This is a genomic window from Actinomycetota bacterium, assembly GCA_018830725.1.
In the GTDB taxonomy this organism is placed as follows: domain Bacteria; phylum Actinomycetota; class Humimicrobiia; order JAHJRV01; family JAHJRV01; genus JAHJRV01.
In genome coordinates this window covers 1-12,376 of sequence record JAHJRV010000080.1, presented here as the reverse complement: position 1 = coordinate 12,376, position 12,376 = coordinate 1, and the positions used below count along the sequence as shown (strand labels likewise).

Here is a 12,376-nt window from a genome sequence, read left to right as displayed (position 1 = left end):
GTTTTATTTTAGAACAACAGATGTTACAGGAGTCATAACTCTTCCAGAAGGAACCGAGATGGTAATGCCTGGAGATAATGTTGAGTTAAGAGTTGAATTGATTCAACCAATAGCAATGGAGAAGGGCCTAAGATTTGCTATCAGGGAAGGTGGTCATACTGTTGGAGCTGGTACTGTAACAGAGATAGTTAAGTAATTAAAAATAAATAGCTATTAAAAGCTTTGGGCATAGTTTCTCGACTGAAAATGTCTTCGAAACCATGCCACAAATCTAATAAAAAAAGTAGGGCAAGGCTTTAGCCTTGCATATAATGAGTTCTATTATTGTAAAAATAAGCAACCCTAAAGGGTTGCCCTACATATCAATATGTATTTAAAAATATTTTATAAAGTTTTTAATAGAAATAAAATTTAAGTGTCATATAAATTGATAGGGAGGTATTGTTGGCAAAAACTGGTCAGAAAATACGCATTTCAATAAAAGCGTTTGACCATCGGATTGTGGATCGATCTGCAAAAAAGATTGTAGAAACAGCTCTTGAATCGGGAGCGAGAGTAGCAGGACCTGTTCCACTTCCTACAAAAAGAAATCTTTTTTGTGTGATTAGATCACCACATATTGATAAGGATTCTCGAGAGCACTTTGAGATAAAGACTCATAAGAGATTAATAGATATATATAATCCGACACCAAAGACAGTTGATTCTCTTATGAGACTAAGTCTTCCAGCTGGTGTTGATATTGAAATAAAGCTATAGAATTATAGAATTGTTTTAAGCTTTGGGTGTATTTCCTTGTTAATATGACTTAAGAGATTCTTCGTGAAGTGAATCTAATTGAAAAGTTAAATTTAAAGATGGGAATTTTAATTAATTAAATACTTAAGATGAGGTAAATTTTGATTAAGGCTATTATAGGAAAAAAAATAGGAATGACTAGTATATATGATGAACAGGGGAACGTTGTTGCAGTAACAGCGGTTAAGGCTGGTCCTTGTACTATTACTCAAGTAAAGTCAGATAAAACAGATGGTTATAATGCGATTCAGATAGGTTTCGGTGATATTAAATTAAGCAGAACAAACAAACCTTATGAGCAACACTTTAAAAAGAAGAAATTAGAACCAAAAAAACATTTGTTGGAAGTGAAAGTGGATGAACCTAAGAATTTTAAGGTAGGAGATGTCATTAAAGCTTCTGTATTTGAGAAGGGAGATATAGTTAAAGTAACAGGTAAATCTAAAGGAAAGGGATTTACTGGAGGTATGAAGAGACATGGGTTTAGTGGTCAACCAGCCTCTCATGGTTCACAATACCATCGTGCTGTTGGTTCAACCGGTCAGAGAGTCTCAAGGGTTTTTAAAGGTAAGAAAATGCCAGGTCGCCATGGTTATGAAAAGGTAACAACATTAGGATTAGAAGTAGTAGAAGTAGATTCTGAATCAAACATAATACTTATAAAAGGATCTGTACCAGGATCAAAGGGAAGAATAGTTCTCATTACTGGTTATAGAAGGAGGGAGAAGGTCTTAAATGGAGCTTAAAGCGGATGTTGTAAATATCAGTGGTGATAAGATATCGACTGTTACTTTAAACAAGAAAGTATTTTTTTCAGAAAGTGATGTAAATATTTTACATAGGGTTGTTAAAACTTACCTTGCATCAAGAAGATTAGGTACTGCATCAACAAAAACCAGAGATGAGGTAAGAGGTGGTGGAAGAAAACCATGGCGTCAGAAAGGTACGGGAAGAGCTAGAGCTGGAAGTATTCGATCTCCAATATGGAGAGGTGGAGGAGTTACATTTGGACCAAAACCGAGGGATTACTCAATGAGATTACCCAAGAAAATTAGGTATGAAGCAAGAAAATTAGCTTTATATATGAAAGCAAAGGATAAGAAGATATTAGTTGCTGAAGATTTTAATTTTAAAGAACCGAGTACCAAGAATGCTACTAAATTTCTAAAATCTTTGGGAGACGAGAATAAAAACTTAGTTATTCTGGAAAAGGATAAAGAAATAGTTGAAAAATCTTTTAGAAATATTCCAACTGTTAATGTAGTAGGAGTAGATAGACTAAGTGTTTATGACATATTAAACGCTGAAAGACTAATATTTACGAAAAAATCATTGGAAGAAACAGTGGAGGTATATGGAAGATGAGAGGTTCAAGAGATGTTATTATTAAACCAGTAATATCTGAAAAAAGTTACTCATTAGTTGAGCAAAATAGATATACATTTATTGTGCATCCTAAATCAAAAAAGATTGATATTAAGAAAGCAATTGAAGAAATTTTTAATGTTAAAGTTATTTCAGTTAATACCATTAAAATAGCTCCAAAACCCAGGAGGTTGGGAGCTTCAATGGGTTATAAATCTGGATATAAGAAAGCAATTATTACCTTAAAGCAAGGTGATAGTATACCAATATTTGAAAGTAAATAAATATATTAAAAGCTCTAAGTGAAGTGAATCTAATTAAGAAATAAATTAAATAACTGTTAAAAGCTTTGGGTATACTTTCTTGGCTAAAAATGCCTGCGAAAGTACACCACAAAGCTCTAAATAAGTAAAAAAAATAAATTCTAATTAAAGAGATAATTATATAAAGGGAGTTAATTTGCCAGTAAAAAAATATAAACCTACAACCCCTGGTAGAAGATTTTTAATAGGAATTGATTATTCAGAATTGACAAAAAAGAAACCAGAAAAAACGTTGACTAAGCCAATTAAGAAAAAAGCTGGTAGAAATGTTAGTGGTAGGATTACAGTTCGACACAAGGGTGGTGGACATAAAAGAAAATATAGAGTTATAGATTTTAAAAGAAAAAAAGATGATATTATAGCAAGAGTTAATTCGATTGAGTATGATCCGAACAGATCATGCAATATTGCTTTAATTGTTTATAGAGATGGAGAGAAGAATTATATATTAGCACCCAGAGGTATAAAGGTGGGGGATTCAGTTATTTCTGGTGATAATGTGGACATTAAAACTGGAAATACTCTTCCACTAAGGAAGATTCCTACTGGAACATTTGTACACAATATTGAGATGCAACTAGGTAAGGGAGGTCAATTAGCAAGATCAGCTGGTTCAAGTGCTCAATTGATGGCTAAAGAAGGAGATTATGGAAATTTAAAACTTCCATCTGGTGAAATAAGACTTATTAACTTGAATTGTAGAGCAACAATTGGTCAAGTTGGTAATGTAGAACATGATATTATGATAAAAGGAAAAGCTGGAAGAAGTAGATGGTTAGGAATTAGACCAACTACAAGAGGTACAGCAATGAATCCAGTGGATCACCCTCATGGTGGTGGTGAAGGAAGGGGAAAATCAGGAAGACCACCTTCATCCCCTACTGGAGTAAAAGCTATTGGGTATAAAACAAGAAAAAAGAGAAAACCATCAGATAAAATGATAATTAAACGTAGGAAATAAAAAAAATTAAGAGGGAGGTAAATTGCCTAGATCTCTAAAGAAAGGTCCTTATATTGATGAAAAGCTTTATAAGAAGATCTCTGAGTTAAACACTAAAAAAGAAAAGAAAATGATAAAGACTTGGGCCAGAAGTTGCACTATAATTCCTGAAATGGTCGGTCACACAATTGCTGTACATAATGGGAGAAAACATGTTCCAATTTTTATAACTGAGAATATGGTTGGGCATAAATTGGGTGAATTTGCTCCTACTAGAACATTTAGATTGCATGGTAGTCACACTGAAAGATCAACATCATTGAAGTAATAGGAAAAACTATTATAGGAGGATAATTTGGAAGTTAAAGCAGTTTTAAGATATATCAGGATAAGTTCTCAAAAAACTAGATTAGTTATAGATATGATAAGAGGAATGGATGTTTCTAAAGCTAAAGTAGTCTTAGATTTTACTCCTAAAAAAGCAGCCAAGATAGTAAAAAAGGTACTTTCTAGTGCTGTAGCAAATGCTATTGAAAATCATGGTATGAAAAAGGAAAATTTATATATATCAAAAATATATGTTGATCAAGGTCCAACTTTAAAAAGGATGAAACCGAGAGCAAGAGGAAGAGCGGATAGAATTAAAAAGAGGACAAGTCATATAACTATTTATATTTCTCAAAGAGAGGAGAGTTAATTTGGGACAAAAAGTAAATCCTGTCGGTTTCAGAACAGGAATTAATAGAGATTGGAAAACTCATTGGTTTGCGACTAAAGAGTATTCCAAGTTTCTTTGTGAGGATATAAAGATGAGAGAATATTTAAGGGATCAATTACCAAATGCTGCTGTTTCAGGAATAGAGATCGAAAGAACAGCAGGGATAATGACAATAAATGTTTGTACAGCACGTCCAGGTATAGTTATAGGAAGAAAAGGATCAAATATAAATATTTTAAAAAAAGAAATAGAGAAGATGACAGATCACCAGGTTATTATAAATATTGTTGAAGTTGTAAAACCTGAATTAGATGCGGTTTTAGTTGCTGAGGATGTAGCTCAACAGATAGAGGGAAGAACTGGCTATAGAAGAGCGATGAAAAAAGCAATATTTATAACAATGAAAGCTGGAGCAAAAGGAATAAAGATTTCATGTTCAGGAAGACTTGGGGGGGCCGAGATGGCAAGAACAGTGTGGTTTAAGGAGGGAAGAATACCCCTTCATACTATAAAAGCAGATATTGATTATGGACAAAAAGACGCAATTACAAAATTTGGAGTTATTGGAGTAAAAGTGTGGATAAACAGAGGAGAGGTTACTAGTGAGCAGGAGCAGTTTAAGAGCTCTCATGATGAAGAAACTAAGTCAATTGAAAAGTCATAAAAATATTAAATCATAAGATTTATACCAATTTAAATTTAAAGAATTGTTTTATAAGTAAGAAAAATTTTTTAAGGAGAAGAAATGTTACTTCCCAAAAGGGTAAAACATAGAAAAGAGTTTAGAGGAAGGTTGAAAGGTAAGTCAATAAGAGGATCAAAATTATCTTTCGGTCAGTATGGGCTTCAAGCACTAGAACCATCCTGGATAACAAATAGACAAATAGAAGCTGCAAGAATAGCAATTACACGATGTATAAAAAGGGGAGGTAAAATCTGGATAAATATATTTCCTCATAAACCAGTTACTAAAAAACCCGCAGAAACCAGAATGGGAAGTGGAAAAGGTGCACTTGATAAATGGGTAGCAATTGTTAAACCAGGTCGTATTATGTTCGAACTTTCGGGTGTATCTGAGGAATTAGCAAAAGATGCAATGAGAAGAGCTTCTCATAAACTCCCTATAAAATGTAAATTTGTTACACTTAGGGAAGGAGGAGGCGAGTAATTTGAAAGCAACTCAACTCAGAGAATTGACTTTTGATCAGTTAGATAAGAAATTAGCTGAGGCTAAACAGGATCTTTTTAATCTTAGATTTCAATTATCAATTAGTAAACTTGAAAACACAGCAAAAATAAAAGAAATAAAAAGAGAAATTGCGAGGATAATGACTGTGAAATACGAGAGGGAGAGAGAGGTAATTAATGAGAAGTAGAAGAAAAGTCAAATTAGGCAAGGTTATAAGTGATAAAATGGATAAAACTGTAGTTGTTGAAGTAATAACAACTTCTCATCACCCTGTTTATAAAAAGACTATGATAAAAGTGAAGAAATATAAGGTTCATGATGAAAAGGGTGAATGCAAAGTAGGTGATCTTGTATCTATTATGGAGACTAAACCAATTAGCAAGACAAAGAGGTGGAGAGTCTTTAAAGTAGTTGAGCAAAGTAAGTGAGGTTTTTAAAATGATACAATCATTTAGTAGATTAAAAGTAGCAGATAATACAGGAGCAAAAGTAATAATGTGTATTAGGGTATTGGGTGGAACAAGAAGAAGATATGCGCGTGTTGGTGATGTAATAATAGCTACTGTAAAATCTGCATCACCAGATGGAGTTGTTAAAAAAAGTGAAATAGTTAAAGCAGTTGTAGTGCGAACTAAAAAAGGTTATAGGAGAAATGATGGAACATATATAAAATTCGATGAAAATGCTGCCGTTATAATAGATAACCAAAATAATCCTAGGGGAACAAGAATATTTGGTCCTGTAGCAAGGGAATTAAGAGATAAAGAATATATGAAAATAGTATCTCTATCACCAGAGGTTTTATAGGAGGAAAAATTGGTAAAATTAAAGATAAAAAAGGGAGATACAGTAGTTATTATAAAAGGTAAAGATTCAAGTAAATCATTTAAAAAAAGGACTGGTAAAGTTCTAAGAATTGAACCAGAAAAAGAAAGAGTTTATGTTAAAGGGAAAAATATTATAAAAAGACACACACGAAAAAAGAGTGAGCAGGAACCGGGTGGAGTAATTAAAAAAGAGGGGCCAATTTATATAAGTAATGTAATGCTTGTTTGTCCTTCTTGTGGAAAGCCAACTAGAGTGAAGATGCAAATTTTAAAAAATAATGAGAAAGTTAGAGTTTGTAAGAGATGTGGAGAACAAATTCCTTAAAATATTTCTTTAATATTCATTAGGAAGTAGGAGAAATTAATGTACAAACCAAGATTAAAAGAAAAATTTGAAAAAGAAATAATACCAAATATGGTTAAGCAGTTCTCATATAAGAATAAGATGCAAGTTCCTAAACTTGAAAAAATAGTTGTTAATATGGGTATAGGTTCTGCAATACAAAATCCTAATGAGCTAGAAGATGCTATTAAAAATTTAAAAGCTATAACAGGTCAGATGCCAATAGTTACAAGAGCAAAGAAATCTATTGCAGGATTTAAACTAAGAGCTGGTATGAAGATAGGTCTTAAAGTTACATTAAGAGGAAATAGAATGTATGAGTTTTTAGATAGATTCTTATCCGTCGCTTTACCAAGAACTAGAGATTTTAGAGGAATTTCTCCAAAATCAATGGATAAAAAAGGAAATTTAACTGTGGGAGTTACTGAACAAATTGTTTTTTTAGAAGTTGACAGTGATAAGATAGACCGTACACGAGGAATGAATGTAACTATAGTAACCTCATCAAATGGAAATGAAGAAGGTTTTTCTCTTCTAAAATATTTTGGAGTACCTTTTAGCGAAAAATAACATAATTAAATAATTAATTTTATAAAAAATAACAATATTAATTTTATTTGTCATCCCTTCTCCTTCGTTGCACTCGAGGGTCAGGGGAAGAGTCTGAATGAAACGAAACAAAGTGAAGAATGTCAATATCAGGAGGTTTTATTGGCTAAAAAATCTTTAATTATAAAAGCAAAAAGGAAACAAAAATTTAAAGTGAGACAGTATAATCGATGCAATCGATGTGGAAGATCAAGAGGATATTATAGAAAGTTTGGTTTATGTCGAATTTGTCTTAGGGAATTAGCCCATAAAGGACAAATTCCAGGATTAAAAAAAGCTAGTTGGTAGGTTAAGGGGGAATAAATGAGTGTATCAGATACTATTGGAGATATGTTAACTAAGATAAGAAATGCTAATTCTGCAAATCATTTGGTAACGGAAGTACCCTCCTCAAAAGTGGTATTTGAAATAGTTAAAATTCTTTTAGAAGAGGGTTATATAAAAGATTATAAAATTGAAAGGAATCCAGTACAGGATAGAATAAAGATTTATTTAAAATATGGTCCAAATAAAGAAAAGATAATTACAGGTATAAGACGTATTAGTAAACCTGAACTTAGAGTATATGCAAAGAAAGATGAAATACCAAGGGTTTTAGGCGGTTTGGGAATTTCAATTATATCAACTTCTAATGGTATTTTAACTGGAAGAAAGGCAAGAAAATTAGGAGTTAGTGGAGAAGTAATCTGTTATGTTTGGTAGTATATAAATCTAAAGATTACTATAAGATTTGGGCAAAGTTTCTACCTTCGTCTTACTCAATTCCTCTCCCCTGGTGGGAGAGGGTAGGGAGAGGGTAAAATGTCTTCGAAACCATGCCACAAATCTATTGGTAAAATCAAAATAAAGGAGAAGTAAATTGTCTCGAGTTGGTAAAGTGCCAATTTCTCTAACAGAGAATGTTAAAGTTAAAATTGAAGAAAATGAAATAATTGTGATAGGTCCGATGGGAGAGTTAAGACAGGAATTAAAATCTGGAATTGATATTGATTTATCAGAAAATAAGATTATTGTGAAAAGAAAGTCAGATTCTAAATATCATAAATCACTTCACGGTTTATATAGAACATTGATAGCAAATATGGTTAAGGGTGTAGCTGAGGGATATACAAAAACTCTTGAGATAATTGGTGTTGGATATAAGGCAGCTAAAAAAGGGAAAACATTGGAACTCTCTCTTGGATTTTCGCACCAAATAAAGATGGAGGATCCATTAGGAATTGAAACAGTAGTACCTAATCCAACAACGATAATAGTAAAAGGCATTGATAAGCAATTAGTTGGAGAAATAGCTGCAAGAATAAGATCAAAGAGACCCCCTGAACCTTATAAGGGAAAAGGAATAAGATATAGAGGAGAAAAGGTTAGAAAAAAGGTCGGAAAAGCAGGTGTTTCAGCTGCATTTTAAAAAAATGAATTAAGTGACCTTTTATAAATATAATTTTTAGTTCCTGAAGTTGGAGTAATTAATTTGGTAAAGTCAAAAAAAGTTTTAGATAGAGAAAAAAGACATAAGAGGGTTAGAGTAAAGGTTTTTGGTACCAAGGAAAGACCGAGATTAAGTGTTTTTAGAAGCAATAAAGAAATCTATACCCAGTTAATGGATGACACAAGAGGTCATACTTTATGTAGCTACTCTTCCCTGAAACTTAAAGAAAAAGAAGGTAAAAATAAGGTTGAAATTGCTTATTTAGTAGGCAATGAGATTGGAAAAATAGCCAAGAGAAAGCGTATCAAAGAAATTGTATTTGATAGGGGTGGATACAAATTTCATGGTAGAGTAAAAGCCTTAGCTGATAGTGCGAGAGAAGCTGGACTATCTTTTTAGAATTATAGGAGGTAAATATTGACAGAAAGTCAACGACAAGAAATTTCAATAAAAAATGAAGAGCAAGAGGTAGAGTTTGAAGAAAAGGTAATAAGTATAAATAGAGTTGCTAAAGTTGTAAAAGGTGGAAGAAGATTTAGTTTTTCTGCCCTTGTAGTTGTTGGAGACGGGGATGGTCACATGGGGATAGGTTTTGGAAAAGCAAAAGAAGTTCCAATGGCTATTTCAAAGGCCATTTCAATTGCTAAAAAAGAAGTTTTCGAGGTACCATTAGTTGGAGATAAAACATTACCACATCATATAATTGGTAGACACGGATCAAGTAAGGTATTAATTAAACCAGCCGCTCCGGGTACAGGTATTAAAGCAGGAGGAGCTGTTAGGATGATAATGGAACTTGCTGGAATAAAGAATGTTCTTACAAAATCTTTGGGAAGTCCAAATGTAATTAATGTTGTGAGAGCAACGGAAGATGGACTAAAAAGAATAAAATCACCATCTCAAATAGCTAAATTAAGAGGAAAAAGCTTAAAGGACTTTTTTTCAAGCTCGGAAGGGTCAAAAGAAAGTAAAATTAAAAATAAAAATGAATAAAATATCATTCTTGTATGTAAATATAAGTTTTAAAGGAAAAAGGTAATGAGAATTCATAATTTAAAATCATCTCTTAAATCAACTAAAAAAAGAAAGAGAGTTGGAAGAGGGGAAGGCTCTGGTCACGGAAAGACCTCAGGAAGAGGCCATAAGGGACAAAAAGCAAGATCTGGATCAAGTATTAAACCTGGGTTTGAAGGTGGACAGATGCCACTACATAGAAGGATCCCGAAACTGAGAGGATATGGAAATAGAAGTCTTCATGGAATGGTTTATCAAATAGTAAATGTTGAGTCTTTAAATTTATTTAAGAATGGGCAAACAATTACAAATAAGTTGCTTTACAAAGAAGGACTCATAAAGAAATTAGATAGACCAGTAAAGATATTAGGAAATGGAAATTTAGATAAGAAATTAACAGTTAAAGCTCAAGCTTTTTCGAAAAGTGCAAAAGAGAAAATAGAAAATAAAGAAGGGAAAGTTGAGGTACTAAATGTTTAGAGCGCTACGTGATGCTTTCAGGATACCTGATTTAAGAAAAAAGCTTCTTTTTACAATGGCAATTTTGGCTATTTATAGATTTGGAGCAAACATCTCTGTTCCAGGCGTTAGATTAGAAGGGATTGAGAAAGTTTTTGAGGGGGGAATTTTTGGGATGCTTGACCTTTTCTCAGGCGGTGCTTTATCAAATTTTGCAGTCTTTTCTTTAGGTATAATGCCATATATTACTGCGACAATTATTTTACAGTTACTTCAGATAATTTTTCCAAAATTAGAAAAAATTGCTAAAGAGGGAGAGACAGGTCGTAGAAAGATAAATCAGATAGCAAGATATATAACAATAGGATTAGCTATATTTCAATCTGTAGCTATGTTCTTTTATTTTAAAGGACTCGGGGTTATTGTAGGTGAAACTTGGCCTATGTTATTTGTAGTGGTAATCACTTTAACAACAGGAACTGCTTTAATAATGTGGATAGGTGAGTTAATAACTCAAAAGGGAATTGGGAATGGAATGAGCCTTATCATTTTCGCAAATATTATTTCAAGTTTTCCGAGCTACATAATTAATTCAGTTAATCAATGGTGGCCAAATGAGATTTATATCATTGCTATTGTGCTATTAATTGCAATAGCTGTGATAATATTTATTATTGTAATTCAACAGGGTGAGAGAAAAATACCTATACAATATGCAAAACAGATAAGGGGAAGAAGAGTTTATGGTGGAAGGGGAACATATATTCCCATAAAGGTTAATCAGGCTGGAGTTATTCCGGTAATATTTGCTTCTTCACTATTGGCTTTCCCAGCAACTATAGCACAATATATACAAGTTCCCTGGGTTCAAAAACTCGCAAGTATCATTGGTCCTCCAGCTGCAAGAGGAGAAATAAAACCATGGTATCTTACTTTGTATGCCTTATTAATTTTGGGATTTACGTATTTCTATGCTGCAATAGCATTTTCTCCTAAGGATATGGCAGACAATTTTAGGAAATATGGAGGTTTTATTCCCGGAATAAGACCTGGTAAATCAACTGTAAATTACTTAAAGAATATATTAAACAGGGTAAATCTACCTGGAGCAATATTTTTAGCCATAGTTGCACTATTACCAACTGCTCTTTGGGCGTACTTTAATGCACCATTTTATTTTGGAGGAACTTCTATTTTGATTGCAGTTGGTGTTGCTTTAGAGTTTATGAAACAGCTTGAAGCCCAACTGATTATGAGAAACTATGAGGCCTTTTTAAAATAAAATTTATTTTTATAGATAATATGAATCTAATAATTTTTGGTCCACCTGGGTCAGGTAAGGGAACACAAGCTAAGAAAATTAGCAAATATTTTTATATACCACATATCTCAACTGGAGATATGTTAAGAGAAGCGATAAAAGAAAAGACATGTTTGGGAAAAAAAGCTCAAAAGTTTATGTCAAACGGAGATTTAGTCCCAGATGAATTAGTGGTCAAGATATTAAAAGAGAGGATTAAAAAAGAAGACTGCAAAGCAGGTTTTATTTTGGATGGTTTTCCAAGAAATCTCAAGCAGGTTGAGCTTCTGTCCAATATATTAAAAGAGACAGGAAGACCAATAGATTTAGTTATTAATATGATTGTATCTGAGGAGGAATTGACAAAACGTCTATTGGGAAGAAGAGTTTGTAGTAGTTGTAACAAAAATTTTAATATTTATCAACAAAGTTCAAATTTAAAAACATCTAAATGTCCTGTTTGTAATGGTAAGCTAATAATAAGAGATGATGATAATATGCAAACTGTAAGAAATAGATTTAAGGTTTATAAGGAACAGACAGAGTTATCAATACAACCTTATTATAAAAAAGATTTAGTTATTGAAGTGGATGGAGAGGATATTGTTGAAAATATTTTTGAGAATATAAAAATAATTTTGGAGGATATATTTGATAAAGATTAAATCTACCCTTGAAATTGAAAAAATTAAAAAATCTTGTGAAATAGTTGAAGAAACACTTAAGATGCTTAGGAGGCATATACAACCAGGAGTAACTACAATACAGCTGGATAAGCTTGCTCATAATTTTATTATAGAACGAGGTGCTACTCCAGCATTTCTTGGTTATAGAGGATATCCAGCGACCATATGCGTAAGTATCAATGAGTGCGTAGTTCATGGGATCCCTAATAATAGGAGGCTTAAAGAAGGTGATATTATTGGAGTTGATGTTGGTGTAAAGTTTCAAGGATACTACGGAGATGTAGCTATAACAGTTGGTGTTGGTGAGATATCCAAAGAGGCAAAAGAAATAATGGATATTACAGAGAGAGCACTTTATAAAGGAATAAAAAAATGT

At 32.6% G+C, this 12,376-nt stretch carries 24 protein-coding genes; all 24 read left to right on the top strand.

The window, feature by feature from the left end:
- On the top strand, window positions 1–196 hold a 196-nt coding region (locus KKC53_03825; GenBank protein ID MBU2598294.1), incomplete at its 5' end, for an elongation factor Tu.
- 248 nt (window positions 197–444) lie between these two features.
- On the top strand, window positions 445–759 hold the full coding sequence (gene rpsJ, locus KKC53_03820) for a 30S ribosomal protein S10 (protein ID MBU2598293.1): 315 nt from the start codon (window positions 445–447) through the stop codon (window positions 757–759).
- 140 nt (window positions 760–899) lie between these two features.
- On the top strand, window positions 900–1,544 hold the full coding sequence (rplC, locus tag KKC53_03815; GenBank protein MBU2598292.1) for a 50S ribosomal protein L3: 645 nt from the start codon (window positions 900–902) through the stop codon (window positions 1,542–1,544).
- Window positions 1,534–2,163 (top strand): 50S ribosomal protein L4, encoded by a 630-nt coding sequence (rplD, locus tag KKC53_03810; protein ID MBU2598291.1) that lies wholly within the window; start codon window positions 1,534–1,536, stop codon window positions 2,161–2,163. Before rplC ends, rplD begins: the two co-directional genes overlap by 11 nt.
- On the top strand, window positions 2,160–2,447 hold the full coding sequence (gene rplW / locus KKC53_03805) for a 50S ribosomal protein L23 (protein MBU2598290.1): 288 nt from the start codon (window positions 2,160–2,162) through the stop codon (window positions 2,445–2,447). The genes rplD and rplW overlap by 4 nt, the downstream gene beginning before the upstream one ends.
- A gap of 175 nt (window positions 2,448–2,622) precedes the next feature.
- On the top strand, window positions 2,623–3,447 hold the full coding sequence (gene rplB / locus KKC53_03800) for a 50S ribosomal protein L2 (GenBank protein ID MBU2598289.1): 825 nt from the start codon (window positions 2,623–2,625) through the stop codon (window positions 3,445–3,447).
- Window positions 3,448–3,469: 22 nt separating this feature from the next.
- Window positions 3,470–3,754 (top strand): 30S ribosomal protein S19, encoded by a 285-nt coding sequence (rpsS, locus tag KKC53_03795; GenBank protein ID MBU2598288.1) that lies wholly within the window; start codon window positions 3,470–3,472, stop codon window positions 3,752–3,754.
- Window positions 3,755–3,781: 27 nt separating this feature from the next.
- Window positions 3,782–4,123 carry a 50S ribosomal protein L22 gene (gene rplV, locus KKC53_03790; GenBank protein ID MBU2598287.1) on the top strand — a complete coding sequence of 114 codons (342 nt, stop codon included), beginning with the start codon at window positions 3,782–3,784 and terminating at the stop codon, window positions 4,121–4,123.
- Window position 4,124: 1 nt separating this feature from the next.
- Window positions 4,125–4,808 carry a 30S ribosomal protein S3 gene (gene rpsC, locus KKC53_03785; GenBank protein MBU2598286.1) on the top strand — a complete coding sequence of 228 codons (684 nt, stop codon included), beginning with the start codon at window positions 4,125–4,127 and terminating at the stop codon, window positions 4,806–4,808.
- Window positions 4,809–4,889: 81 nt separating this feature from the next.
- Window positions 4,890–5,312 carry a 50S ribosomal protein L16 gene (rplP, locus tag KKC53_03780; protein MBU2598285.1) on the top strand — a complete coding sequence of 141 codons (423 nt, stop codon included), beginning with the start codon at window positions 4,890–4,892 and terminating at the stop codon, window positions 5,310–5,312.
- Window position 5,313: 1 nt separating this feature from the next.
- Window positions 5,314–5,520 carry a 50S ribosomal protein L29 gene (gene rpmC, locus KKC53_03775; GenBank protein MBU2598284.1) on the top strand — a complete coding sequence of 69 codons (207 nt, stop codon included), beginning with the start codon at window positions 5,314–5,316 and terminating at the stop codon, window positions 5,518–5,520.
- Complete coding sequence (gene rpsQ / locus KKC53_03770) at window positions 5,510–5,761, top strand: 30S ribosomal protein S17 (GenBank protein MBU2598283.1); 252 nt, start codon at window positions 5,510–5,512, stop codon at window positions 5,759–5,761. Before rpmC ends, rpsQ begins: the two co-directional genes overlap by 11 nt.
- A gap of 10 nt (window positions 5,762–5,771) precedes the next feature.
- A complete protein-coding gene (rplN, locus tag KKC53_03765; GenBank protein ID MBU2598282.1) occupies window positions 5,772–6,140 on the top strand; it encodes a 50S ribosomal protein L14 in 369 nt (122 codons plus the stop codon).
- A 9-nt stretch (window positions 6,141–6,149) separates the two neighbouring features.
- Complete coding sequence (gene rplX / locus KKC53_03760) at window positions 6,150–6,485, top strand: 50S ribosomal protein L24 (protein ID MBU2598281.1); 336 nt, start codon at window positions 6,150–6,152, stop codon at window positions 6,483–6,485.
- A 39-nt stretch (window positions 6,486–6,524) separates the two neighbouring features.
- Window positions 6,525–7,073, top strand: a complete 549-nt coding sequence (gene rplE, locus KKC53_03755; GenBank protein MBU2598280.1) for a 50S ribosomal protein L5 — start codon at window positions 6,525–6,527, stop codon at window positions 7,071–7,073.
- 141 nt (window positions 7,074–7,214) lie between these two features.
- On the top strand, window positions 7,215–7,400 hold the full coding sequence (locus KKC53_03750; protein MBU2598279.1) for a type Z 30S ribosomal protein S14: 186 nt from the start codon (window positions 7,215–7,217) through the stop codon (window positions 7,398–7,400).
- A gap of 15 nt (window positions 7,401–7,415) precedes the next feature.
- Window positions 7,416–7,814, top strand: coding sequence for a 30S ribosomal protein S8 (rpsH, locus tag KKC53_03745; protein MBU2598278.1), 399 nt, complete (start codon window positions 7,416–7,418; stop codon window positions 7,812–7,814).
- A gap of 157 nt (window positions 7,815–7,971) precedes the next feature.
- A complete protein-coding gene (gene rplF / locus KKC53_03740) occupies window positions 7,972–8,520 on the top strand; it encodes a 50S ribosomal protein L6 (GenBank protein ID MBU2598277.1) in 549 nt (182 codons plus the stop codon).
- Between the two features lie 63 nt (window positions 8,521–8,583).
- Window positions 8,584–8,940: a 50S ribosomal protein L18 gene (gene rplR / locus KKC53_03735; protein MBU2598276.1), complete on the top strand. Its 357-nt coding sequence runs from the start codon at window positions 8,584–8,586 to the stop codon at window positions 8,938–8,940.
- Window positions 8,941–8,988: 48 nt separating this feature from the next.
- The gene (gene rpsE, locus KKC53_03730) at window positions 8,989–9,534 is read left to right on the top strand and encodes a 30S ribosomal protein S5 (GenBank protein MBU2598275.1); all 546 of its coding nucleotides are present in this window, start codon (window positions 8,989–8,991) and stop codon (window positions 9,532–9,534) included.
- Window positions 9,535–9,579: 45 nt separating this feature from the next.
- A complete protein-coding gene (gene rplO / locus KKC53_03725; protein ID MBU2598274.1) occupies window positions 9,580–10,035 on the top strand; it encodes a 50S ribosomal protein L15 in 456 nt (151 codons plus the stop codon).
- Entirely contained in the window at window positions 10,028–11,296 is a 1,269-nt protein-coding gene (gene secY / locus KKC53_03720) for a preprotein translocase subunit SecY (GenBank protein ID MBU2598273.1), read from the top strand. Before rplO ends, secY begins: the two co-directional genes overlap by 8 nt.
- Before the next feature lie 20 nt (window positions 11,297–11,316).
- Entirely contained in the window at window positions 11,317–11,979 is a 663-nt protein-coding gene (locus tag KKC53_03715) for an adenylate kinase (GenBank protein MBU2598272.1), read from the top strand.
- On the top strand, window positions 11,966–12,376 hold a 411-nt coding region (gene map / locus KKC53_03710; protein MBU2598271.1), incomplete at its 3' end, for a type I methionyl aminopeptidase. The genes KKC53_03715 and map, both read left to right, overlap by 14 nt.

Coding starts and splice junctions, on each gene's coding strand:
- rplD (MBU2598291.1), top strand. CDS start 1,534: ATGGAGCTTAAAGCGGATGTTGTAAATATCAGTGGTGATAAGATATCG.
- rplW (MBU2598290.1), top strand. CDS start 2,160: ATGAGAGGTTCAAGAGATGTTATTATTAAACCAGTAATATCTGAAAAA.
- rplP (MBU2598285.1), top strand. CDS start 4,890: ATGTTACTTCCCAAAAGGGTAAAACATAGAAAAGAGTTTAGAGGAAGG.
- rpsQ (MBU2598283.1), top strand. CDS start 5,510: ATGAGAAGTAGAAGAAAAGTCAAATTAGGCAAGGTTATAAGTGATAAA.
- rplN (MBU2598282.1), top strand. CDS start 5,772: ATGATACAATCATTTAGTAGATTAAAAGTAGCAGATAATACAGGAGCA.
- rplE (MBU2598280.1), top strand. CDS start 6,525: ATGTACAAACCAAGATTAAAAGAAAAATTTGAAAAAGAAATAATACCA.
- rpsH (MBU2598278.1), top strand. CDS start 7,416: ATGAGTGTATCAGATACTATTGGAGATATGTTAACTAAGATAAGAAAT.
- rplO (MBU2598274.1), top strand. CDS start 9,580: ATGAGAATTCATAATTTAAAATCATCTCTTAAATCAACTAAAAAAAGA.
- secY (MBU2598273.1), top strand. CDS start 10,028: ATGTTTAGAGCGCTACGTGATGCTTTCAGGATACCTGATTTAAGAAAA.
- KKC53_03715 (MBU2598272.1), top strand. CDS start 11,317: ATGAATCTAATAATTTTTGGTCCACCTGGGTCAGGTAAGGGAACACAA.